We start from the raw sequence: 24,096 nt of genomic DNA, 5'->3' as shown, positions 1-24,096 counted from the left end.
CGGATCCCGGAGTCTTCGGTCAACGGCCCGGCTCATGAGGCGCTGAGTGTCTCCGCCACATAGTCATCGTCGATGTCGGGTTCTGTGGACAGTCCGGCTGCATCGGTCAGGTCTGGGTCGAGGTGCTCTGTGCTCCCTTCCACGGCGGCCTCCGTGGTTTCCTCGCCTGGGCTCTCGTCGCGATCAGCTAGAACAGGGAGGACGTACGCCTGGGCCAGTCCCGCCAAATGAAGTGGCAATGGGAGAGACAGTGCTGAGACGTAGTCCAGTGCCTGGCGCAGCTGGTGCATGGCGAGGGCGAGTGCCTCGGCGTCGTCGGCCTGGCCCGGTACTGGGGCACCCGGGTCGGTGTCCTCGTGGCAACCCAGTACCGCGATCTCCATCAGAGTTGGGTTCCAGGCGCTGGTGCCTGCCTGCGAGGTGAGGTTGCCTGCCGCGTTGACCCTGGTGGCGAGCCGGTCGAGGGAGGGTGAGACCGGGTGGCTTGCGGGGCGTTCTGTGGTGCTGTAGAAGATTCGCTCGCTCACGGGTTCTCCATGGTCCTGGCTGGGAGTCTGCTTCCAGAAACCGGCCGGTTGACCATGGGGATTGCCAGGGTCAGCCAGTCCCCACCACTGGGCGCTCTCGCGTCCGCCGCACCCGCGTACACGGACGAGCCGGAGCTCGTCGTCGAGACGGCCGGCGGGGGCGTGACCGGTCCTGATCAGGTCACGTTCGATGCGTCCGTCCTGGAGCCACGGCCAGTGAAGCCTGCTGTTCTGCGCATGGGTGATCAGGACGGTGGGCTGCCCGCGCAGGGAGTGCAGGACGCGCTGGAGGAAGGCCGCGGTCTCCTTGCGCTGCTGGGTGAGGTTGGTACGCCACTGCTTGCCGGTGACTCGGGGCGCGCTGATGTGCGGGCCATCGGTCGAAGGCTCGGGCTCCGCGAATCCTTCGGGGTCTATCTCGGCCTGCTTCACCAGACCTAGGAGGAAACGTGGGTAGGAGACCCACTCCCCCGTACTGTCGTCCCAGCCGCGTACGGACGCGATGCCTTCCCCATCCGGCAGCGGGGTGACCAGGACGGCCACGGGCAGGTGCTTTGGCAGCCGGGTCGGGCCATCCTTGCGGCGCTTCACCATCCACACAGCCGCGTATTGCAGTGCGTCGGGGAGGTCGTCGCCGAGGGTGTGCTGGGGCAGGACACGGACGCCGAGCTGGCGCAGTCCGTCAAGCCAGGAACTGTGCGTGCGGTGATCGATATCTTCCGCGTTGTCGATCTGACGGTCGGTGGACGGGGTCACGACGAACTGGGTCAGCAGCCCGGCGTCGGCGCACCCGAGACGGACAGCGAACTTTGGGTCCGTCGATGTGGGACGGAAAGTGCTTCGGTGCGCGATCTCCACCAGGGCAAGGCCCGGCCGGGAGGGGACAACACCGTCCGCGTGAAGCCAGGCATGCAAGGCGCGGCGACGTTGGGCGACGGCCGATGCGAGGGCTGCACCCCTTGCCTTGACGACGGGATCGGGTACAAGCCGGTCACCAAGCCCATCGGCGAGGGGCAAGCAGCGCAGGCGGAGGGTAAGTTCAGCCGTCCGCCATTCGAGGACGATCGGTGACCCAGGCCTGGCCTCGTCGAAGTCCTGATCCGTGACGTGTGCGACGGAGACACCGCCGTCGCCATCGAGTCCCAGGACCTCGGCAAACTGTGCCACCGCCTCCTTGCGTACCTCAGGCGACTGCCACAGCAGCCGGGCTTCCACCACGGGCGGGGCATCCTGGTGCGGACCGTGGCCGTCGATCCGGGCCTGCGTGGCGAGTGCCACGCGCCGGGCCTGGCCCTCGGCTTTCTTGATTTCGTCGGTCCTCTTCTTAGGCCGCCGGTTCTCCGGTGCGGCGATGCCCTTGCCGCGTCCCCGTGTCAGATCGGGCACCCGGACCAACGTCTCGGGAAGGGCCTGTTCGGCCCATTCGGTCAGCTGGGCCCGCTGGTTGGGCATGAAGCCGACGCCGATCTCGTGCTTGCCCATTCGGGTGCTGTGGACAACGGCGCCGCGGACTCCGCGGCCCTCGCCGATCCAGGAGACCGGCTCGGTAAGGAGTTGTTCGGGGTCGGGGAAATTGCCGGCGAGGCTGAGTCCGCGCAGGATGCCGGCGGTGTCGTTCTCTGACCAGACGAAGGTATCGGCGGCCCGGTCGCGACGCAGCCGGGCGACGGCGTAGCGTTCGGTGGCTGGTGCTCCGGGGAGCCAAGGGATGGTGGGACGGAGGTAGGCCGTAGTGGCCTCACGGTAGGACAGGTTAAGGCGCTTGGTCGTGGCCCGCGGGTGGGTGGCCCAGCGTCGTACGCCCCAGTGCAGGTGGAGGCGCGGCCTGGGGTCGAACGGTGTGGTGTGCAATGAGATGTTCAGGACGACGGAGAACCACCATTCCTTCCGTTTGACGGTCCGGCACAGGGGTTGCGACATGAGCTCAGCGCCCTGGTCCCGCGGCCCCCGGGGCAGAGCACGGAAGCGCAGCTGTCCGCCCTCGAACGGGTAGGCGCCGAGAGCCAGGATGCGGCGTGCCAGTGCGTCGGTGGCGAGCTGGAACTGCCTTGGTTCGGGGGCCGCGGTGCCGCCCGCGGTGGTCGGGGTGGTGAGCAGTTCGACGCCGGCGACGGGTTGCCACGTGGGCAGGTTCCGCTTCAGGTCGGCGCTGCTGGCGAGTAGAAGCGAGCGAAATCCGGGGTCCTGTGCGGCGCCCTTGGGACCCAGTGTGCGCAGCCAGGCATCAAGGAGCTGTTGCAGCGAACGGCCCGGCAGCGGATCAGGGACCGAGGCGGGTACGTACATCCAGAAGTCCTCGGCTACCTGCGGACCCGGCTCGACGGGCGTCCGGGGCCGGGGGCGGACGATCACGTCAGGGGCGAGGGTCTGGAGGACACCATCGAACCGGCGGGTGGGTAGAGTCAGCAGCTGCTTCTCCTCGTCCCGCCCGTGGTTGTGCAGATCGAGGAGTCCGGCGTGCCAGTGTTCGGGGAAGGCTAGCGCGCGGAAGTCCTCAGTCCAGGGAGCGCTGTCTTCGGCGAGGTGGTACGCGGATCGGCGGGTATTTTTGTACATGTCGGTTCTCCCTGCGAAGTCGTACGTGATCGATGGCAGGCCAGATCATCGACGGCGTCGGTCGATGCCTGTCAGCCCGCGTCGAGAGGGTCGGGCGGAGGCGCTCCCATGACGCACAGCGCCTCGTATAGCGGGCGGTAGAGCAGTTTGACGAGCTCGGCGTCAGCGGGGTCGGGGAGCGCGCCCCCAAAGGCGCCCCCGACCCCGCTCTCCCCGAAGTACGGGGCGAGGACGTCCCGCAGCCGCACGAGCAATCCCGGGTCACTGGTACGGCGGGGTTGCCGTCCCTGTTCGGTGAAAGGCGCCTGGGCCGCTGCGAGCTGTGGCGCGAAGGCCGCGTCGACGAAGACGACGCGGGCGGGCACGCCGCCGCGCACGAGGCGTCCGATGACCTGCCAGATGGTGACGAGCTGGTCCCAGACGAAGGATTTCTTCTCGTCTTCAGGGAGCGAGGAGTAGATATAGGGCCGGGACAGCAGGTGCCGCCAGACGCCGCGGGCGGTGGTTCGGAAGGCGCCGCCAGCCGCGTCCAGGCTGCCCGCCTCGGCAACCAGCTCGTCGAATGTTCTTTCCTGCCACGTCAGTTGACCGCGTACGAACCGGGTCGCCCAGTCGTTGACGGCGAAGACGGCCAGGGTCAGGTCGTCGGGGCGCGGGTGCGGTCGGACCAGAAAGAACACCGTCCCGAACGCCGCCACTCTCTCCTCGCCCGGACGCTGGGGGACGGTGAGGATGTTGTGCCCTCGCTCGACGGCCAGGAGGGGAGCGACGAGGAGTTCGGCGTCCGAGTCGTCGGCGAAGGAGGCGAGGTCTCCGCGCCGGACCGCTCCGGCCCTTGATCCCGTACGCGATCCGGTGTCCGATGTCCGGCTGCCCGACGGGGGCGCACCCTCGACTGCGGTCTCCAACTCGGCGTCGTCAGCTGCCAGAACACGCACCCGGCCGCGCCAGCGCGGGATCTCGTCCAGGGCAGCGGCGGCCACCTTGGCCTCGGCGTAGCTGCCCACCAGGAGCAGGGCGCGCTTGCGGCGCTGGTCGGGGATGCGGGCCAGTTCACTCTGCAGCGGAGAGGAGTTTCCGTCGCCCCGGGACCGGGCGAGCCGGTCGATCATCAGACGCAGGACGTCCTCGCGATGGTCAGGGTCCTGCCCGGAGAGCCGGATCGGCTGCCCGGCGGCGTCGTAGAGGAACTCGGTACGGAACACGGTCTTCCGGATGGCATCCAGCGCCTTTCTCTGCGGTTTAAGAACCGCGCGCACGGGAGCCAGGACGTGTGCCCTGGTGGAGGTGCCGGCCCAGCTGGTGCCCGACATCAACAAGACATGCGGGCCCGCCTGACCGCGGCCGGGGTCGGCGCCGAGCTGGGGAAGGTTGAGAAGCAGCTCGCGGCCCACGCCTGCGCAGCGGAAGAAGCGCAGAGTACCGGTGCGGTGACCGTCCTTGTTACGGGCCGCGGCACGTTCGTCTACCAGGTACTGGAAGCCGAGCACATTTCCCATGGGCGCCTCGGGTAGGAGGGGCGCGTAGTCGAGGGGCGGGCGGCGGGTCAGTTCGTGGCTGGCTGCGTCGAGCCGCAGTGCCGCCTCCACCTGGGGCCACAGGAACGTAACCCGGTCCAGGCGTTGGTGCAGGGCAGCGAGAACGAGGGTGAATTCCAGTCGGCGTGCGTTGAGTTCGCGCCATGCCTCGGTGAGGGGCACGTCCTCGGAGGCCGGTTCCTTACCCCGCTTGGTGACGGGCGCGCGGCGCTGCTCTGGCCCCGGCGCTCCGATGAGGAGCGAGTCGAGGAGGCTGCGGACGCGGCGCCGTGTCCGCTTCTCGTCAAGGGTGTGCAGAACGTCGTGGGCGAGGGCGGTCAGCTCGTCCGCGGGCGTCCCGTAGGGGCCGCGCCCGCCGAGCGGATCGTCGCGGAACGTGTCGAAGAACCGGGTGATCTCGATACGGCGCTGCTCCCAAGGAGCCTCCGGAGCAGTGATGTCGCTGTCGTCTCCGAGACCGTCTTCGTCTTCGTACAGCGCGCTCTCGTCTTCAATGCCTCCTTCGTCTGTGCGGCTATTCGGCTGCCCCTCGGCCCGGCTCGACACCGGCGGGTACCAGGCGTGCAGCAGCTTCTCCTGGAGGGTCCACGCGCTGAAATAGTCTATCTGCGCCCAGTTCCGCAGCCCTTCGTCGTCGATGAGCATGGCGTACAGCCGGTCCGCGGCGGATCCGACAACATCCAGTGCGGCGGACCACCGTTCCACGTCCTGGTCGGAGAGCTGGAGTCGTCCCTGCCGGGCGAGTTCGGCGATCTCATGGGTCTGTAGCCGGTCGAGCCAGGATTCGGAGACACCGGTGGTGACGAGGGTGGCCGACGGCGCGAACATTTGATCGAGCTGCATCTGTACGCGGTCGGCCTCGTCGACGATCAAGATGTCGCTGCGTAGGCAGGCCAGTTCCAAGTAACGCAGGCGTTCGGCGTTGAGTTGGCGCGGTACGGCAGTCTGGACAAGGCTGGCGGGATTGGCCACCCAGATCAGCGCGTCCACGAGGTCGCGGGCGGAGGAGTGCCGGGGGCAGGCGCTCCACAGCGGACAGGCGTGCGGGGTGCCCAAGTCCTCGTTGTCTGCATCGTCCGCGGCGGTCTCCCTTCCGGCGATTCCCCGGGCGTGTTCGAGTTCGCGTACGGCGCGCTCGCCCACCGGTTCTTCGACGGCTTCCTTGCTGGGTGCGGGGTGGAGGGCACCGCACGGTGCGTCGGCGTAGCGCAGCGGCTCGGACGTGTCGAGGGCCCGGAGAGCGTCCAGCGGGCAGGCGGTGCTCAGGTGGGTGAAGCTGGGGAGGGTGTGGGCCAGCAACGAGTGCTCCCCGCGTGCGGCGAGCCTGCGGTGCAGCCGCTGGGTGTGCTGGGGCCGCGTGGTGCCGCCCTGCACGAGGGCGGCGCTCAGACCGAGCGCGCGGAACAGTTCGGTCAGGGTGAGCTGTTCGGCCACGTCGCCGACTACAAGGGTGATGCGCAGACCATTCTGGTGCGCCCAGACGGCGAGCAAGGTCATCAGGGTGGACTTGCCAGCGCCGACCATGCCGACGAGGTGGGTGAGCCGGTCGAGTCGCAGCGCATCCGCTTCCTCGAATGCCGTCCCGTCCGGGGTGCGGGTGTCGAGTTCGAGGTGGTCGAGGCGCTCCTCCCAGTTTCCCGCCTTCAGCCCACGGCGCCGCTCCTCACCATCCATCCACCGCGCCACGTCGGCGAGTTCGCCGAGCGGTACATCAAGGGGGCCCGCGGTGGCCGGGCGGTCGGCGGTGAGGGGGTGGCCGGGGAAGGGGACGCGTACGAGGTCGGCGGGGATCGAGACGGAGGTACGCCGGTGGCGGCGATCGATGAAGCGGTGTTCTCCCGCCTCCGCTTGGGGGAGTGGCTTCGTAGTGAAGCCGGGGAGGTCCGCGAGGGCGTCGTCGTAGGTGGTGAAGCGATCGGCGGCCACTTTGAGAGAAAGCGGGAGAGCAGGCTCCCCGGCCGCCGGTACGTAGTACGCGCGCAGCCGTTCGGGCAGCTCCAGGTAGGCATCCAGGCTCTGCCGCCACATCCGGCCGCGGCGCATCGGCCAGAGCAGGTGTCGGGCTGCGGTCACCGCGGTCTGCTCGGCGGTTCCGATGGGGAGTTTCGCGGCCTGCACGAACCGGAGACCATGACCGCCGAGAAGTGTCCACGCTCCGTTGGCCGCGTGGCCGGGTGCCACGGTCTCCAGTAACCGCAGGGCGAGCTCGACCTGGCAGAGTAGGGTCGGCCGGGTCCGGGCATGCTCTTCGGGCCAGGGACCCAGGGCGGCGACGACTGGCTGGTACCAGCTGCTGCGGTCACGCATGATCCGCTCCGTTCTTCCGGGCGCCATCGGCCGGCGCCGTGTGGTTTCCGGCCGGGGGCGACTGGGTGCGCACTGTGCGGGTGGGCGCGATGGACGCGTCCGGTCCGCGTTCGCCGGACAGCCGCAGCCGTGCGGCCCGTATCAGTTGCTTGTCAGTCAGAAGCCGCAGGCCGTCCGCCCCCGCACCACGCTCCCGGGTGTAGACGTCGAGGTAGTCGCGGCGGGCGCGCACCCGGAAGCTCGGCACCACCCAGCAGGCCTCGTCGTACGGCGGCTCGGCGCGGACCGTGGCGGCGGCGCGTCCGAGGAAGGCGGGGTGTGCCCAGTCCTTGACGTCGACGGCCCACACGTGGCCGTCGGGGAAGGTGACGCGCAGGTCGTACGCGTCGAAGCCGGGCCACATCTCGACGGTGAGCCCGAGGGCACGCAGTTCGCTCTCCAGCGATACCTCGGAGCGTCCGGGACCGGTGACGAACTGCCGCAGGGGTTTGCGCAGTTGGCGCAGCTCACCCACTTCCGCCGCGACGAGTTCCCTCCCGTGCGGTGCGGGGCCCCGGTGCCGACACTGGTCACGCTCGCACCACCACTCGTTGTTGGACACCGGGTGGAGCAGGGTCAGGCAGCGGTGGCAGCACAGGTAAGCCCCGTTCCGGCGGAACCCGAGGGGGACGGGGGCGTAGATCTCCTCGATGAGGAAGCGGACCGGGTCGAGGAAGAGGTCCGTACTGACCTCGGTCCAGTCCGCCTCCGTGAGCACAGGCTGGGTGACCAGAAGGCGGCGGAAGGCCGTGTACGACTCGGGCGATGACATGGCGCGGCAGGCACGGAGGGCCTCGTGGATTACCAGACGGTCGTACTGTCGTCCGGTGCTGTCGCCGTGTCCCTGCACGGCGAGTTCGTGGCAGAGCTGCGCGGGCTCTCCCGAATCCGCGTCGATGAGTCGGTCGGCGGCGTCGAACAGATCGGCGGGCAGCCTGTCGAGGGGCCAGCTGCCCAGGGGACGGGCTCGGGCCCAGCGCATCATCTCGGGCACCCCTGCTGGAGGCTTGGCCCTGTTGCGCAGGCACTGGAGCACGAGGGCGTCCAAGGCGCGCTGCGCGGCGGGCGGGTAGGGCAGGGTGAAGGAGTCGAGGCGGTCGACGGCCGCCAGGTGTAGGACGGCGGTGGCGACGTCCCGGAGGAGGACGACATCGGGGTTGGACAGCCAGTCCGGTACGAGTTGCTGGTCAGTCATGAGCGGAGGCCTCTCCTCTCGGTGTGGGCCTCGCATCCGGGGAGGACGCTGCCCCTGGGGCGGACAGGCGGTCGGGCGCGAGCTGCTCGTCAGGTACGTGCCGGGGTGTCTCCTCGTAGGGGGTGTCCACGGCGGGGCTTCCCGGGCGTGGATGGTCGGTGACGTAGGCGGTGCCGGGCCGGCACCAGGTCCGGGCTTGGCAGCCGTGGCAGTGGCGCCCGGTCCTCGGTTCGTACGTGGTGTCGTCCAGGAGTGGCTGGGCGAGTTCGGCGATGACGGCCCGGGCTTCGTCGACGTTCTCAGCGCGGCCGGGGTCGATGGGTTCGAGCCGGCTCTCCCCATGACCTTCGCGTAGGTGCTCCAGTTCGACCCAGGACCGGCGCGGCTCGGCGCCGAGCGCACCTGCATGGAACAGCAGTACCCCGAGGGCGAGTTGAGGGTAGGTACGGAGCAGTGACTCGCGTTCCCACAGCGGGCGGGCCGACGTCTTGGTCTCGCGCCAGATCCATCGTCCGCGATGGGTGTACACCAGGTCGGGTACGGCGAGGACGACGACGTCGAGCTCGGGCACGTACGTCGTTACCCGATGCTGTACAAGCACCTCCTCGTCGGCGCCGAGCCCGTTGAGCGGACACAGCAGCCGGTGCTCGGCGAGCATGGCGGCGGCTTCGCGTGCGGACGCGTCGTCGAGTACGGTACGGGCGCGAATGTCGACCGGCCCCGGGGGCTGACGGTCCCGGCAGCCCCGCGTTGGGCGTTCGGCGTGCTGCGCGTCGAGCCAAGCATCGACGGCCCGGCCGCGCTGTGCGCCCTGGTTCTCTCTGGACAGATCGTTGAGGTGCAGCCGCCGTACCAGGTGGTACTGGGCAGGACACTCGGCGTGCAGGCGCAGATCCCAGACAGATATGGAGCGGCGTTTGCGAACGGGGACCGGGGGCCGCCCGTTCCACAGCCGCGGGGTGCGTTTGAGATCCGTACAGCTGGCGAGGGCCTTGCAGTCGACGCAGCTCTCCCCGGGCCGCACACCGGTTCCGGTCGCGGCGGAGAGGAAGGCAGGCACGGCGTCTTCCGTGAATCGCCGGCTCGCCTCGGCCGGGTCTGTGGAGAGCAGCCCCTGTACGGAGCCGTCGGCGCATCCGACATCGAAGACGCGGAGCAGTCCGGGCGGCCGGACGACATCGGTCGCAGTGGGCGGAGGTTCGCTGCGCGCCTTACGCCGCGGCGTGGGCGCGCCGTACACCATCACCTTGGCCACGGCCGCGAGTTCGGCATCGGGGCGGCCGGTCTTGGCGCGGCCCAGGGAGGGGAGCCACAGGTCGCGCACCATTCCGTCCTGAGAGGCGTACATTCGCCCCCAGAGGGTGTGCTCGTACTGCCGGACACCACGCGGATCGGGGGTGTCCGTGCGGAGGGTGCGCCACGTCCATGGCTTCAACACCGGCTCGGTCGGGGGCAGTCCGGCCTCGACGGCAGCAGCCTGCTCCTGGTGGCGGGCGGCTATGTAGCGCTCCAGGGCGTGGGCGGTCCAGGCCAGGTGAGCGGGGTGGACCGGGGCGCCCCACCCTCGAAAGGGGCCGCGGGTGTTGCGGAGTTCCTCACGCACCCGCTCGATGGGCCAGCCACTGTGCTCCACAAGGTCGAGGGCCGTGAAGAGAGGGGCGAACGGGAACTCCTCGCGCGGGTCGGGCCGGAACGGTACGGGCGGTTCGGCGACGAGGAGGGGGCGCATCGCCGTGCGCCGGTGGGTAGGACAGGCCGCGTCGTCGGGCCGGGCCATCCGGGGGCTCGCCTTGATCAGCCAGTCGTGGCCGACGACACCCGATGGATTCTGCATGCTGACCCCCGTGGATGGCGGCATGGGCAGGAGGTGCCCAGGACTGATGGGACTCTATTGAGGCCCGATGCCAGTCGAGCATGACATACGTTTGTGAACTCAGTCCATGGACTACTCGCGTGATGCTCCCTTCACGCTACTCTGGTGTGCCTGATAAAGCAGGAGCGCAAAGGGGCACGGCGGTGGACGCGGATACGTACAGGCCCAGTGCGGGCGATCTCATCGACGGGCGTTACGAGTTGAGAGACTCGCTCGGCAAGGGCGGGATGGCCCAGGTCTGGCGGGCCCGCGAGGTGTCCGGGGGCCGGGAGGTGGCGGTGAAGTTCCTGCGCCACGACTCCGAGGCCCTCTATTGCCTCGAACCGTACGAGCGGGAGGCCGAACTCGCAGTCAGGAACGCCCGGTTCCGGCGTGAGGCCAGCCTCCTGGGTACGCTCGACCACCCGGGTATCACGGAGCTGTACGGCAGCGGATCGCACCAGGGCGTGCCGTATATCGCCATGCGACTGGTGAACGGGGTGAGCCTGCGGACCTTCCTCGACGAGCACAATCCCCTGCCCCTTGCCACGGCGGTCGCCGTCGCCGCGCAGATGGCCGGGGCACTGGCCTGTGCGCATACGCTCCCCGTTGTTCACCGGGACCTCAAGCCCGCGAACATCATGATTGACGACGAGGGCGCGGTGGTCCTCATCGACTTCGGGATCGCCAAGCCACTGCGCGCCGATGCCACGCGGTACACGGCGCACGGTTCGACGCTGGGCACCCGTGGCTATCTGGCGCCGGAACAGCTCCTGGAGCTGGAGCCGACCGCTCGTACGGACGTCTACTGCTTCGGCTGCATCTTCTACGAACTCCTCACCGGACGGCCCCCGTTCCCGCTCGGTGCGGACTCCGGCCTGACCGACAAGCACCTCCACGAGGAGCCGCTGCCGCCGAGCGTGTACGCCGCGGGCATCCCGGAGCCGATCGAAGATCTGGTGGTACGGATGCTTGCCAAGAAGCCCGAGCAGCGTCCCGCCGTCGGCGAGGTGCTGGCGATGCTGGCCCCGTTCGCGCCTCGGCCTGGTGCCCCAGGGCCCAGTCCGCGTACGCACCCCGACCCCACCGCCCCGTTGCGTCGGCCGCAGGAGCGGGCCCCGCGCCGCCCCGCCCCCGCTCCCTCGCCCGCCGAATCCGCGTCGACCGAGGAGGAGTGGTTGGATCAGGGTGCAGTCGACCAGCTGTGCACGCAGGCCGAGTCGGAGATCGCCTCCGGCGAGCCGGGCGACGCGGCCGCCGTGCTGGTTGGCCTGACGGAACGGGTCCGCAGCGAGTGGGGAGAGCGTCGTCCCCTGGTACGCCGTGTGTGGCAGGCAGCGGCGGACGGACTCCGCTTGGTCGGCGATTTCGGCTCCGCGACCCGTCTTTATCGAGCCATCGGTGACGACCTCATCCACGGGGACGGCCCGGCCGAGCGGGCCGAACGGGCGGTCATCCGGCTGCGCCTCGCCGAGTGCCGCCTCGCCTTCGGTGAGCTGGAGTCCGCCATCAGGGCGGTCGAGGCGGCGGGCCGCACCGCCGCCGGGTTGACACTGGATCTCGCGGCCCGCGTCGAGGCCGTACGCGTCGCGGTCGACACCCAGCTCTCGGCCCGCCTGGCGGACCCGGGGGATGTGGGGGCGTGACCGCTCGCTGAGCAGCTGGGCGATGTCGTCGACGCACGGCCGCATCCTGCGGACGACCGGAGACTACCCGCCGGTCCCACGGACACGAGTACGTAAGCACGGTCCGCGCAGGCCGGGCCGCATGACGCTCACAGTTGGCGGCAGAGCGTTGCGTGAGCCAGACGGACCCGGCCACCGTGTCACGCTCGCCGTCCTACGCCCCGCCCGCCAGGCGTCCGGCCGCGACTTCGTCGCCGAGGTCGCGGACGAGGTCCGCGCCGAGGTCGGTGGCGCGGCGCAACACCCGCTCGAAGGAGTCCAGTTCACGGAAAACCTCGCCGTAGCGGCGCTGTTCGCTGAGCGGGACCTGGCGGACTTGGAGGCGGCGGACGTCGATGCGGGAGGAACTCGTCGTGTGGGTGCCGGCCTGCCGGGCGTTGGCCGGGGCGCGGAGCGAACCGGCGAGGAACCAGGCGTCGAGCTGCTCGGGCTGCACCCGCACGGCATGCAGCTGCGGACCGAGGGCGGTCGGCGGCCCCTCGTGGACCCAGGCGGAGAATTTCCGCGCCACGCCCACGACCACGATGTCCCCGGGTTGGACGATCACGGCCTCGCGGGCCGAATCGCCGTCGGAGGCGAGCCAGCCCCCGGGTTCCCCCGTCCCCAATAGGTCGGGAACGGTGAGGAAGGGGATGTCGCCGTCGGACGAGGGGCTGGTGCTGATCGACTTCTCCGGTGGCTGTTGGCCGCCGCGCAGGGTGAGTGCACCGGCCCGGGCGAGTTCGGCGACGGTGGTCGCTGTCGGTGTGTCCGCCGTGGCTGCGACGAGGTCGAGCGCGGCGAGCAGCTGCGCCGACTTGTCCACGCTTGCGGTGAGTGCGGTGAACTCCCCCCAGGACGCGGCCAGTCGGGGCGCGGTGTCCGCTGGGGACGGGCTGATGTGGCGTCCCGGGGTGAGGTCGACCTCGTCGTCGAGGAGTTCGATGACGGGCACCTGCGCGACGTAGGCGGGGAGCTGCGGGGAGTCGGCCTGCTCGACGGCCTCGCGGACGAAGGCGCCGATCGATGCCCAGTCGGGGGCGGGGGCGCTCTCCCGCGTGGAATCCCGGGGGAAGCGTGACGCGGCGTCGGCGACCAGGAGTCGCCCGCCCGCCTGCTTCTCCTTCCCGGGCACGGGCGTTTGCAGCAGCCACAGGTGCAGGGAGACGCTGTGTGGTGCCGCGCATCCCGGCGGCAGTGCGACGACGGCCCGGAGGTGGCCGGTGCGCAGCAGCGAACCGCGGATTCGTCGTCCGGCCTTCCTGGCCGCGACGGCGGGCGGCAGCAACAGCACAGCGGCGCCGCCGGGATGCAGCCGGGCCAAGCAGTGCTGGACCCACGCGAGTTCGGGCTCGGTGCGCGGGGGCAGCCCGTAGCTCCAGCGGGAGTCGGTGGCGAGCTCCTCATATCCCCAGTCCCGTTCGCTGAAGGGCGGATTGCACAGGACGATGTCGGCGGGGTCATCGGCGAAGGGGTCGTCGCGCAGCGAGTCGCCAGCTCGCACATCGATGACGGCCCGCCCGCCCTCCCTCTCAGCGAGTCTCAGGCGGGCGTCCGCAAGTGCGGCGAGGACAGGGTCGCGGTCACCGCCGAGCAGGGTGGGCTCCCCGCCTCCGGCTGCCTTCACCGCTTCGGCCCCGGCTACGAGCAGGTGCCCGGTGCCACAGGCCGGATCCATCACTGTGACGCTGTTCGAGCCGCTCCCAGCGCTGGTGGCCGCGCTGAGAGCGAGGCTCGCCATGAGTGCTGCCAGGGGTTCCGGCGTCGTGGCGATCTGGCGTACGTGGACATCGAGCCACCGGCGCAGCAGGAACGCGAATGTTTCGGCTTCCCCCTCGCGCCGCCCCAGCGCCACGGTCCGGTCGATCAATTCCGCAGCCTCAGGGGGGAGTTGGCCACAATCCTCGTCCTCCTGGCTGGCGAGGAGCCGTCCCGTCCGTGCGATGGTATCCCCGGTCTCGTCGCGTCCGCCGAGCACCTCGAAGCGGGGCCAGAGCCATTCCCGCTCGACGGACTTCTTGAGTTTCTTGTTCTCGCGCAGCCAGTTCTCGATGTCGGTCATGGAAAATTGGGGGTTGACGTCGGTGCCCGCGATGCGCTGGGGGAAGGTCGGATGCCGCCGCCGCCAGTTGCTGACGGCAGCCCGCCCGACGCCGGCGAGGCGGGCGATTTCGGCCAGAGTCACCGGTACGGCGCGAGGCGTGGTCATCTGCACTCCCAGGGCGTTTCTTGGGCGAACGAGGATTTGCCCCCGACGGTGGGTGCGTGATCGAGCCACCCTTCTCCTCTTACGTCCGTCAGGCTACTACGGCCATTGACTTTGTTCACAGGTCAGGCATGGTCGTTCAGACGCTCCATGCACCTGATCGAGGAACGGGAATGCGGAGACGGACATCCCGGCCACGACCACGCAGTAGAACTCAAGCCCCTTGACGCTGTACAGGCTCGACACCTAAACGCCGACCGTGTCGGCGGGCTCCCTCTCCTCGACCCGCACCACCGGAAGCCTCGCCTTGGCGAGCTCGCTGATCTACGCAGCGTGCATCTCGAACCGCGCAGACCGCGATCTTCGGGGAAGTGACCCCGGCAGCCTGCCAGTCGCGCACCTGCCATCCACGGAGTCGGCCAGCTCCGGACCCATGCCCCGGGCGCAGAGGCCGCTCGCCGAGCAGCAGGGAGCCGTCAAGGTTGCTCGTGGCACGAACTGTGTTGCGCGATGTGTGCGAAGGCGGAGCTGAACGCAGTGACCGTGACATGCTCCACGGCGAGTGGAGGATGGGCGTAAGTGTCCCAGGTTTCGGAGAACTCGGCATGCCGGGAGAGCGCTTGCACGGTCTTCGGATCGTGATTACCGGAGGAGCCGAGCGTGGTGGTGTAAAAGTGCTTGAGATCGTGGAAACGTGTCGTTCCGGGAAGCCCGGCCAGCCTCACGGCCCTTTTCCACTTGTCATGAAAATCGCTGCGCAGGACAGGCCTGCCGAAGCGGTTGGTGACGATGAGGTCCTCGCCCGGTGGCTCCGCGTAGCCGCGCGCCCTGCGGCGCTGCTCGGTGTATGGCGAAACGAGCTCCGGTTCAACGAACTGTGAACTGTGCTGGGTCAGCTGCTCGATCAGGAAGTGGTCCACTGGCAGCGTGGCGTAACTGGCTTTGGTCTTGAGCCCTACGGCCTTGCCGCGCTGCCGTTGCTCCTTGATGCAGAGCCGGTCCTGGCTCTGCATGACTTGGCTTTGCCTCAACCCAAAGGCCTCACCTTGACGGAGCCCGGCGCACGCGGCGAGCCAGATCAGGATCTCGTAGCGGGGCGCCACCTTGCGCATGGCTGCTGCGATGGCTGCGACCTGTCCGGGTGACAGCGCGACCGCTACGCGCTGTGTGACGTCCGGAAGGTCGATGCGCGCCACGACGTTGGACGGTAGTGGAACGTCCTCGTCCAGCATGTAGTGCACAAGAATCCGCCAAGTTTTGAAGATCTGGACGACCGTGCACGTGGAACTGAGGCTGGGTTTGACGAGGAGCCAGTCGACTAGCGCCGTGGAGTCCCGGCGGCGTAGCGCGCTCGCGGGCCGGCGTCCGGCGAACGGCAGGATGTGATTCCGAAGATGGCTCTCGTAGGTATTTGTCGTGTTGGCGTTTTTGTTTCTCTTGCGCCTCCTCTCGATCAACTGTTTCGCGTAGAACTCGACAGGCAGGCTGACTGCACCCGGGTTACCCGATGTACCCAACTGCATGGCTGCATGAAGATTATCCAGATGGTCGCGGCACTCCTGCCAGGCGGCAAAGGAGCGACGGTACTGTTTACCGTTGGAGTCCGCGTATCGGGCTTGCCATTGGAGTCCTCGCCCGTGATCCGATGAGGGATACAGCGGGCGACGTGTCGTTCCACAGCGGCATGGGATCTCCCCGCGGTCCGGTTTTGGATACGTCTTGTGCCAGCGGTCAAAAGGTTCGTTTGGCCTGCCCATGAAATCCCGCCTGCCTGTCTACTGTTTACCCCTCGGCCTTGTTGACCTCGCGTTGGCTTCGGAGCCCGAGTGCTCCGTTGATGGCTGCGAACAGGACCTGCCCACAGCCATCAACGCCAGCACGCGAGTGCTGACGACGGCCGACGGTGTGCTGCTCTATCCGTTCCCCGCGCAGACTTTCCACTACGGGAAGTAGTTATGCACAGCTGTTCATGGTGTACCTGATGGGTTGACGGTCGAGTCACCATGTGTCTGAAAGCTCATCGCCGCCCGATCCGCGACTCCTGGCCATCGGTCTGCAAATTCGACGCCTCAGAGAAGAGCGCGGTTACAGCTTGGAGCAGCTTGCTGAACGCAGCGGATTGAGCTTTCGAGGCCTCATCTATATCGAGCACGGGAGGCGCAATCTCAGCGTGCTGACACTCCTCGGCATCGCAGCGGGGCTTGGTGTGGAACCAGGGCGGCTCGTCAACCATATTGGGGGAGAACCCGAAAAATCCATCTCGCACTGATGTGGGATAAGCACTTTGTTGGTGGTCATTTTTCTGAGGAGCTCAATCGCCACCGCCCCCTCGCCGACTGGCCATGAACTCGGCGGTGCCCGAACGGCATGACGTTTTGGCGTGTCCGGGCGGCTGATTGCTGTACTGCTGCTATCCCCTGTGGGCAGCCCACGCGGAGTTCCGCGGCTGTTGTCGGGCCCGATCCGTGTCGTTGTCGGGTGAGTGCCTCCGGAACCGCGAGTTCCCCACGACCTCCCCGATGACGGGGGAACGAGGTGTGCGCCTGAGGCTCGGCCGATAGTGTCACCGCTGGTGATCGAGTCGGGGCAGAGGCCATCCCAACCCGATGGGGGAGTATGAGCTGGCCCGGCAGACAGCGGGGAGGGGTGCGTGCACGCTCAGGAGACCACGTTCAAGGAGCTCGTCCAAGGCGAGAAGCAGTTCCAGGTGCCGCTTTACCAGCGCACATACAGCTGGCAGCAGGACGAGCTGCAGCAGCTCTGGGACGACGTGCTGGAGCTGGTCGAGGAGCACCTGGAGGGCAGGACGCCCGCGACCCACTTCCTCGGCTCCGTGGTGCTCGCCCCGGGAAGGATCACCGCGGGAGGTATGCAGCGCTGGCTCGTCGTCGACGGGCAGCAGCGGCTCACCACCCTCATGCTGGCCCTCACCGCGCTGCGTGACCGCTACCGGGAGCGCGGCGCCGAGCGGGACGCCGACCGCATTCACGACCTCGTGCTCGTCAACAGGTACCGCAACGGCGACGACCACTACCGTCTCCTGCCGACACAGGCGGACCGCGAGGCCTTCACCGCGTGCGTCGAGAACACCCCCAAGGCCGGTGGCCCCGGCAATGTGGGCGCCGCCTACCGCTTCTTCGTGGCCGTCCTCACGGAGGGCGAGGAGAACGGCGGCGAAGCGTGGACGGGCGCGGTGGAAACCGTCCTGAGCAGTCTGGTGTCCATCGTCGAGATCACCGCGGCCGAAGGCGACAACGTCTACCGCATCTTCGAGTCCATCAACAACACCGGTGTCGGTCTCCGCCAGAGCGACCTGCTGCGCAACTACCTCTTCATGTGCTTGCAGACCCGTGGCGAGTCGGTCTACCGCAACCACTGGCTGCCTATGCAGGAGCTCCTCGGTCCCGACAACCTCGAACTGCTCGTCTGGCTTGATCTGGTTGTGGCTGGCAACAGCCGGGCCAAGCAGAGCGAGATCTACCGCGACCAGAAGAAGCGCCTGGAGCCACTGAGCACCGACGAGGCGGCACTGGAGGCCGAGATCGCCTCCCTCGCCCGGCGGGCCGAACGGTTGATGCGCATCCTGGAGCCTCGGCGGGAGCCGGACCCGGAACTGCGAGAGGTCCTGGAGAGGCTGTTCCGTTGGGGCGGTCAGACCCACTACCCGCTGGCGCTCCAGCTGCTCGACCGTGTCGACGACGGCCGGGCCACGCCCCAGCAGGCCGCCCGAGCGCTGGCCTACGCCGAGAGTTACATGGTGCGCCGCCTCTTGGCGGGCCTGTCCACCACGGGCAGCAACCGGGTCTTCATGGAGATGCCCAAGGAACTGGAGAAGGACGACGACCCGGCGGACGCCGTACGCCGTTTCCTGTCCCGGAACAGGACGGGGGCACGAGTCTGGCCCGGCGACGAAGCGCTGCGCGAGGCTGTCCGCACCCGCCCCTTCTACAAGGCGGGCCGCAGCAACCAGCGGTTCCAGGTGCTGCGCCGACTGGAGGAGAGCTATGACGGTAGTGAGCCCGTGGACTACGCCAAGGCATCCCTCACCGTCGAGCACGTGCTGCCGCAGAGCCCGGCCCAGCAATGGTACGACCTTCTCGCCGAGGACGCCGAGGACGGCCAGAGCCCGGACGAACTCCACGCCCTGCTCGTCCACACCCTGGGCAACCTCACCCTCTCCGCGGACAACGCGCGCCTGTCGAACCACCCCTTCCGCCGCAAGCAGGAAATCCTCGACGCCAGCGCCTTGCGCATGAACCAGCGGATCGCCGCCGAGGAACGGTGGGCGAGGAAGGAGATTCTCGCCCGCGCCGACGAACTGGCGGACAAAGCCGTGAGGTTGTGGCCCGGCCCCGCCGAGGGAGTCGTCCAAGCAGAGGACGAGTGGGCTGGCTGGAAGGAACTCCGGGCTGCGCTCCTCGCCATGCCGGCCGGCACGTGGACGACGTACGGCGATGTGGCGGCACTGATCGGCACCCATGCCGTCCCAGTGGGCCAGCACCTGGCGACCAGGGTTGGTCTGCACGGCGCGTACCGCGTGCTGACGGCGGACGGCCGCGTCTCGGCGGGCTTCCGGTGGCCGGACGGCAAGGAGTCCGGCGACGCGCGAACCCGCCTGGAAGCGGAGGGAGTTCGCTTCGACGACGCGGGACGGGCCCGCCGGTCCCACCGGCTGACCACCGCCGACCTGGCTACCCTGCTCGGCAGGGACACCGCGGATGAGTCCGTGCCATCCGCGCAGGCCGAAGTCGAGCAGCAGACAAAGGCCGACCGGTTCGAAGCCCAACTCCGCGACAACCAGACCGAGGAGACCGTGCAGGGCGTCCTCGGCGCACTGCGTTATTGGGAGCAGCAGGGCGGCCACCTTGCCTACGGCCGAGCCGACGAGACCAGTTGCTTCCCAATGGTGCGGTTCGGCGACACGCGCGACACCGCCCGTGCGCTCTGGCCGCTGGGGATCTACCCAGTCGCGGGCACTGTCGAAGTGGTCTTCCAATACTTGAAGCGGCGGCCTCCGTTCGATGACGAGCCAATGCGCCGGGAGCTGATGATCCGGCTGAACGGCATCGAGGGCATCGACCTGGCGGAGGCCAAACTGGACCTGCGTCCATCCTTCGCCCTGGAGGTCTTCTCCGGGCACAGCGAGGAGATCTGCGTGGTGCTGGAATGGTTCGCGCAGACCGCCGCTCTGGCTGAGGCCCGCCGCATGATGGACGACGGTCCGGACACGCTCTGACGTTGTCATCACGGGTGTGAGGCCCGAGAACGCATGGGCCCCACACCCGTCGAACCCAAAGTGCTACGGACGCGGACCGCTGATGACTGGTGCCAGGAACGGACTCGGCGTCCCGTGCCAGGACACACGCAGTGCCTCCCGCGCCCGCGTGCACGCCACGAACAGCACGCTCAGCTCGCTATTCACATCCTCCTGGTGCTGCTGCGCGTCGACGTCCACCGGAGTCACGGCGGACTTCATCGGAACCGTGCCGTCCATCACCCCGGCCACGGCGACGCAGCGGAACTCCAGCCCCTTCATCCGGTGCATGGTCCCTATCCGCACCCCCGCACCACTGCGCCCGGCCCCCAGGACGAAAGAAGGGATCCCGGCGCGTTCCAGGGCCTTGGCGATGTCCCGCCCGAACTGGATGAACCGCACCGCGATGCCGATGTGTTCCGTATCCACGCCCGAGGCGGCCCACTTCTCCACCTGGGCCACCAGCGCCGCCATCTCCTCGGGCTTCGAGGCGTGTCCCGCGGTCTCGGGCCGTTCGCCGTGCATCGTGGAGCGATAGCCAGCCAGGGTCTCCTTCCCCTCGTCCATGTCGTCGGGCTTCTCTCCGGTCAGCAGCGCGGTGGACCAGGCGAGGATCTCCTGCGTGGTGCGGTAGTTGACCCGCAGCCGGTACGAGCGTCCGACGACCTCGACGCCGAGCGAGCGAAGCGAGACCCGGTTGCCGTAGATACGCTGGTGGGTGTCCCCGGCGAGGAACAGGTCGTCGGCGCCGGAGCCGACGAGGGCCCGCAGGAACCGCCACTGGGCGGGGTGCAGGTCCTGTGCCTCGTCGACGACGACATGCCGGAAGGGCCGCTTGCCGCTCCCGTCCAGGACACGTGCGGCCTCGGCGCACACCTGCAGGAACGTCCATTCCCCGGCCTGGCGCAGCTGCTCCTCGAAAGCGGAGACCGCACGCCACACCTGAAGGCGTTTCAGCGGCCCGAGCCCGCTCCCACGGCCTGTCCGCAACACTTTGAGGTATTCCTCGGGAGTGGCGACGGCATGCGCGACGACGACGTGCCGCCACTCCTGGTCGAGGAAGACGTCCGTGAAGTCGAGGTTCAAGCGTCGCGCGATCCGCGCCCACCGAGCGGTGATCTCCTTCTGGTCGAAGACCAGTTTCAGCGGTGCGCCGCCGCGGTCCGCCCGTACGATCTCGTTGGCCAGGGCGTCGACGTTCACCACCCGGATCTTCGCGCGGACAGCGTCCTCCGTGATCAGCAGCTCCATGCAGCGCTGCAGTTCGGCGGCCAGGTCCTTCGTGTAGGTCGTCAGCAGTACACAGCCGTCGGGCGCGTCGGCGGGCAGGCCCCGCGCGAGGTGGTACGCCCGGTGCAGCGCCACGACGGTCTTGCCCGTACCCGGCCCGCCGGTGACCCGCGCCGAGCCGGCGTAACTCTCCTGGTAGGCCACCCGGTACTGGCTCGGATGCAGAAAGACCCGCCAGGCGTCGAAGGGGCGCTGAAGGATCTCCAGCAGTTCATTGGCTCCGGAGACGAGGGCGATACGGCCGCGTGAGCGGCCCATCGCGGTGCCCAGCTCGTCGCCCTCGGAGGCCCGGGCGCTCCGCACGGCTGTCCGGGCGTACGCCTGCACGAGCTCGCGGTCGATCTCCTCGGGCTTCATACCGGTCGCGAGCCCGAGCAGCACGTCGTACTGCTGCTCGGGAAGCACCTTGTGCAGTGCCTCCAGGTGGGCCTCGTCGGGGACCAGCCGGATGATCGGCAGGATCTCCTCGTCGACCCCGAGGCTGCGCAGCACCTTGTCCGGATACTCCGCGGCGGGGAACAGACGGGACGGCTCGTCGGCGGCCAACGCACGCAGCCCAGCCGTGGCCCGCTCCAGGGCCACATCGTTGCGTATCTCGATGCCCTGGGTGGCCTCGTTCACCGACGCCCGGTGCTTCGCCGCCCAGTCGTTGGCCTTGTCGTGCGGGAGCACCCTCAACAGCAGATAGCTGTCGCCGGACTCCGCCTTGAGGACGACGCCGCGCCAGAAGTCGGTGATCCGGATGGTCCGCAGCCGCGGATCCTTCTGGTGCGTGAGCTTCTCCAGGTGCAGTCCCGCGTGCTTGGCTGCCGCGAACTTCTCGAACACCTCGAAGACGCGTTTCTGGACGGATTTCTCCAGCGTGGCGAACTCCATCAGAAAGTCCCGGTGCATGCCCAGCGTCGCCATCCCCGCCCCCTCCGGCCAGCCTTCCAGGAACTACGATCACTTTACTGATCGCCCCGCCAGGAGGGGGAGTTCGTGCACACCATCGGCCAGGGCACCGTGCTCGGCGACCGCTACGCACTTGACCGTCCTCTTGGACGCGGCAGCATGGGGCAGGTCTGGCAGGGACGCGACCTGCACTTGGGGCGTCCTGTCGCCGTCAAGACAGTCGCCGCGGAACTCCTCGCCGAGGCGGAGGACCGCGAGCGGGCGCGGCGCCGCTTCGTACGGGAGGCGAAGGCCGCGGCGGCGCTCGACAGCGACAACATCGCCACCGTCCACGACGCGGCCGTCACCGGTGACACCCACTGGCTCGTGATGCAGCTCGTCGATGGGGCGACGCTCGGTACAGTCATCGACGAGGCCGAGGAGGAACGGCTCGACGTGGCGTCCGCAGCGGCCGTCGCCGCCCAGATCTGCTCCGGCCTCGCCGCCGCGCACGCCGCAGGTCTCGTCCACCGGGACCTGAAGCCCGAGAACGTCATGATCCGTCGCGACGGCGTGGTGAAGATCCTGGACTTCGGCCTGGTGAAACTGATGGCGGACGAGGGCCCGAGACTGACCGCCACCGGTGAGCAGCCCGGCAACCTCCGCTACGCGTCGCCCGAACTGCTGTCGGGCGACGCGGCGCTCGACGGGCGCAGCGACCTGTACAGCGTCGGCTGCCTGCTGCACCACATGCTCGCCGGAACCCCGCCCTTCCCCGCGGAGCGGCCGTTGGCCGTCCTGCGCGGGCATCTGCACGACGCGCCGCCCAGCCTCGCCACGGCGGGCGTCCCCGTACCGGACGCGCTCCAGGAACTGGCCCTCGCCCTGATGGCTAAGGGCCGCGAAAATCGGCCCTCCTCGGCCGCCGAGGTGTACGGCGCGCTCGGACCGTGGCTGCCCGCCGCCCGCCCCGGCCCCGGCACCCTGCGCGGCTTCGGTACCGAGGACCCGCGCCGACCGTTCGTGCTCCCGCAGGGCCCGTACCCGGTGTGACCACCCGATCACCAGGAGCGTGAGAATATGCCGTACGGGCGACCGCACGAACTGGGCAGGGGGCCGAGTACGGCGTGACACGACGGATCAGAGGACACTACGAGCTGATCGACCGCCTGGGCCGCGGTGGCATGGGCGACGTGTGGTCGGCCCGGGACCTGCGGCTTGACCGGCCCGTCGCAGTCAAGTTCCTGTCGGCGGGCGGCCGCGGTGTCGACCTCGACCGCATGGAACAGCGCTTCCTGCGCGAGGCCCGCCTCACCGCCCGGATCCGCCACGCGAGCGTGCCGGTCGTGTACGACTCGGGTCGGCTCGACGGAGACGACGGCGACGGACTGTACCTCGTCATGGAACTCGTGCAGGGCGATACCCTCTCCCGGCTCCTCAAGCGCAACGGCCCTTTCCCGATCCACCTCGCCGCCGAGGTTGCCGCACAAGCGGCCGACGCCCTGGCCCACGCCCACCGCATCGGCGTCGTCCACCGTGACCTGAAGCCGTCCAACCTGATGCTCACGCCGAACGGCACGGTGAAGGTGCTCGACTTCGGCATCGCGGCGGCCCTGGAGCCGGACGTCGGCGAACCCCGGCTCACCCGCACCCAGGAAGTGCTGGGCACACCCGGGTTCATCGCACCGGAACAGGCGGACGGCGGGCGGGCGACGGAGCGGAGCGACCTGTACGCCCTGGGCTGTGTGTTGTACGAGATCCTGGCGGGCCGACCGCCCTTCACCGCGGGGACGGCCGTAACACTCCTCTACCGGCACGCGTACGAGGAACCGCCCCGGCTCGGCGATCTGCGCGGTGACATACCCGCGGGCTTCGCCTCCCTCATCATGGAACTGCTGGCAAAGTCCCCCGACGACCGCCCCTCGACGGAAGAGGTCCGCAGCGCGGCACGCCCATGGCTCACCCGGTCGCCCGGCCGGGCTGTCACCGGGAGAACGTCCGCCACCTCCGGGAGCACGTCTGCCAAGCCGGGCAGCGCGGCAGCCACCGGCTCCGGTGCCCTGCGGTCCGCTTCCGTGTCCGTATCACCCCCGGCCGGCCACTCCCTTTCCGGGCCGATCCCTGCCCCGCGCCCCGCGCCTACCGCAGACCCCGCCCCGGCCGCCGCCATACCTCAAGAGATCCTCGACCAGGCCGCCCGGGGCGACCACGCGGCGGCTGCCGCCTCGCTGGAGCGGATGCTGCACGAGACGGGCCGCCCGCTCGGCGACAGCGAGACCGTGGCGGCGCGGCTCACACTGTGCGACCTGCTGGTGAAGTCGGAAGAGTTCACCCGCGCCCACGGCGGCTACTCCGCACTCGGCGACGCGCTCCGCCGCAGCCGCCCGGCCACCGACCCGGATGTACTGGCCTGCCGGGCCGGCTCGGCCACATGTCTGGCCGAGCTGGGGCACACGACCGAGGCGCTGCACGAGTTCGAGAGTCTCCTGCCCGTGCAGCGGACCGTCTTCGGCGCCGCCGATTGGCGCGTGTTCGACACCAGGTTCCGGATCGGCTCGCTCGTTGCCCGGATGGGACGGCTGCGCGAGGCGCGTGACCAGCTCACCGCTCTGCGGCAGGAGCAGCAGCGGTTTTTCCCGGCTGACGACGAACGCCGCGCGCGGACAGATAGCCTGATCGCCCGATTGGAGTGGATGCTGACGGATTCCGAAAGAGGTTCGTGAACTTAGTTCACAATAATCCGTCGGTGCTAGCTTACTGCAGGAGGCGGGGCGAAGGCCCTGTATTGCGTAGTG

At 69.0% G+C, this 24,096-nt stretch carries 12 protein-coding genes; 5 read left to right on the top strand and 7 right to left on the bottom strand.

The features are described 5' to 3' along the window. Positions 1 to 32 precede the first annotated feature (32 nt). From AOQ37_RS27205 to AOQ37_RS27190, 4 genes are all read right to left on the bottom strand, one after another. Entirely contained in the window at positions 33 to 3,083 is a 3,051-nt protein-coding gene (locus tag AOQ37_RS27205) for a pPIWI_RE module domain-containing protein (RefSeq protein ID WP_062647834.1), read from the bottom strand. Between the two features lie 71 nt (positions 3,084 to 3,154). Then, positions 3,155 to 6,928 carry a pPIWI_RE_Z domain-containing protein gene (locus AOQ37_RS27200; RefSeq protein WP_062647832.1) on the bottom strand — a complete coding sequence of 1,258 codons (3,774 nt, stop codon included), beginning with the start codon at positions 6,926 to 6,928 and terminating at the stop codon, positions 3,155 to 3,157. Next, positions 6,921 to 8,162, bottom strand: a complete 1,242-nt coding sequence (locus AOQ37_RS27195) for a pPIWI_RE_Y domain-containing protein (RefSeq protein ID WP_062647830.1) — start codon at positions 8,160 to 8,162, stop codon at positions 6,921 to 6,923. The genes AOQ37_RS27200 and AOQ37_RS27195 overlap by 8 nt, the downstream gene beginning before the upstream one ends. Next, positions 8,155 to 9,996, bottom strand: coding sequence for a PD-(D/E)XK nuclease family protein (locus tag AOQ37_RS27190; RefSeq protein WP_234437013.1), 1,842 nt, complete (start codon positions 9,994 to 9,996; stop codon positions 8,155 to 8,157). Before AOQ37_RS27190 ends, AOQ37_RS27195 begins: the two co-directional genes overlap by 8 nt. Before the next feature lie 182 nt (positions 9,997 to 10,178). On the opposite strand from AOQ37_RS27190, the gene AOQ37_RS27185 reads away from it, so the two are divergent. Continuing rightward, positions 10,179 to 11,660 carry a serine/threonine-protein kinase gene (locus AOQ37_RS27185; protein ID WP_062647828.1) on the top strand — a complete coding sequence of 494 codons (1,482 nt, stop codon included), beginning with the start codon at positions 10,179 to 10,181 and terminating at the stop codon, positions 11,658 to 11,660. 193 nt (positions 11,661 to 11,853) lie between these two features. On the opposite strand, the gene AOQ37_RS27180 is transcribed toward AOQ37_RS27185, so the two are convergent. After that, complete coding sequence (locus tag AOQ37_RS27180) at positions 11,854 to 13,887, bottom strand: N-6 DNA methylase (RefSeq protein WP_062647826.1); 2,034 nt, start codon at positions 13,885 to 13,887, stop codon at positions 11,854 to 11,856. A gap of 473 nt (positions 13,888 to 14,360) precedes the next feature. Beyond that, positions 14,361 to 15,407 carry a tyrosine-type recombinase/integrase gene (locus AOQ37_RS27175; protein WP_078890371.1) on the bottom strand — a complete coding sequence of 349 codons (1,047 nt, stop codon included), beginning with the start codon at positions 15,405 to 15,407 and terminating at the stop codon, positions 14,361 to 14,363. A 482-nt stretch (positions 15,408 to 15,889) separates the two neighbouring features. On the opposite strand from AOQ37_RS27175, the gene AOQ37_RS39045 reads away from it, so the two are divergent. Together AOQ37_RS39045 and AOQ37_RS27160 are read left to right on the top strand one after the other, a co-directional pair. After that, on the top strand, positions 15,890 to 16,153 hold the full coding sequence (locus AOQ37_RS39045) for a helix-turn-helix domain-containing protein (protein WP_234437012.1): 264 nt from the start codon (positions 15,890 to 15,892) through the stop codon (positions 16,151 to 16,153). 381 nt (positions 16,154 to 16,534) lie between these two features. Then, positions 16,535 to 19,120 carry a GmrSD restriction endonuclease domain-containing protein gene (locus tag AOQ37_RS27160; protein ID WP_062647820.1) on the top strand — a complete coding sequence of 862 codons (2,586 nt, stop codon included), beginning with the start codon at positions 16,535 to 16,537 and terminating at the stop codon, positions 19,118 to 19,120. Positions 19,121 to 19,183: 63 nt separating this feature from the next. Here the strand turns inward: AOQ37_RS27160 and AOQ37_RS27155 are convergent, their stop codons facing one another. After that, positions 19,184 to 21,337 (bottom strand): UvrD-helicase domain-containing protein, encoded by a 2,154-nt coding sequence (locus tag AOQ37_RS27155; RefSeq protein ID WP_062647818.1) that lies wholly within the window; start codon positions 21,335 to 21,337, stop codon positions 19,184 to 19,186. Between the two features lie 72 nt (positions 21,338 to 21,409). Here AOQ37_RS27155 and AOQ37_RS27150 point away from each other — a divergent pair, with 72 nt between their 5' ends. Both AOQ37_RS27150 and AOQ37_RS27145 read left to right on the top strand, forming a co-directional pair. Beyond that, positions 21,410 to 22,354, top strand: a complete 945-nt coding sequence (locus AOQ37_RS27150; protein ID WP_234437011.1) for a serine/threonine-protein kinase — start codon at positions 21,410 to 21,412, stop codon at positions 22,352 to 22,354. 74 nt (positions 22,355 to 22,428) lie between these two features. Beyond that, a complete protein-coding gene (locus AOQ37_RS27145; RefSeq protein WP_062647816.1) occupies positions 22,429 to 24,024 on the top strand; it encodes a serine/threonine-protein kinase in 1,596 nt (531 codons plus the stop codon). The last annotated feature ends 72 nt before the right edge of the window (positions 24,025 to 24,096 follow it).

The organism is Streptomyces maremycinicus (genome assembly GCF_001184025.1).
GTDB lineage: Bacteria > Actinomycetota > Actinomycetes > Streptomycetales > Streptomycetaceae > Streptomyces > Streptomyces maremycinicus.
Note: the sequence above shows the minus strand (reverse complement) of the source record. Positions and strands in the feature narration are given on the sequence as shown.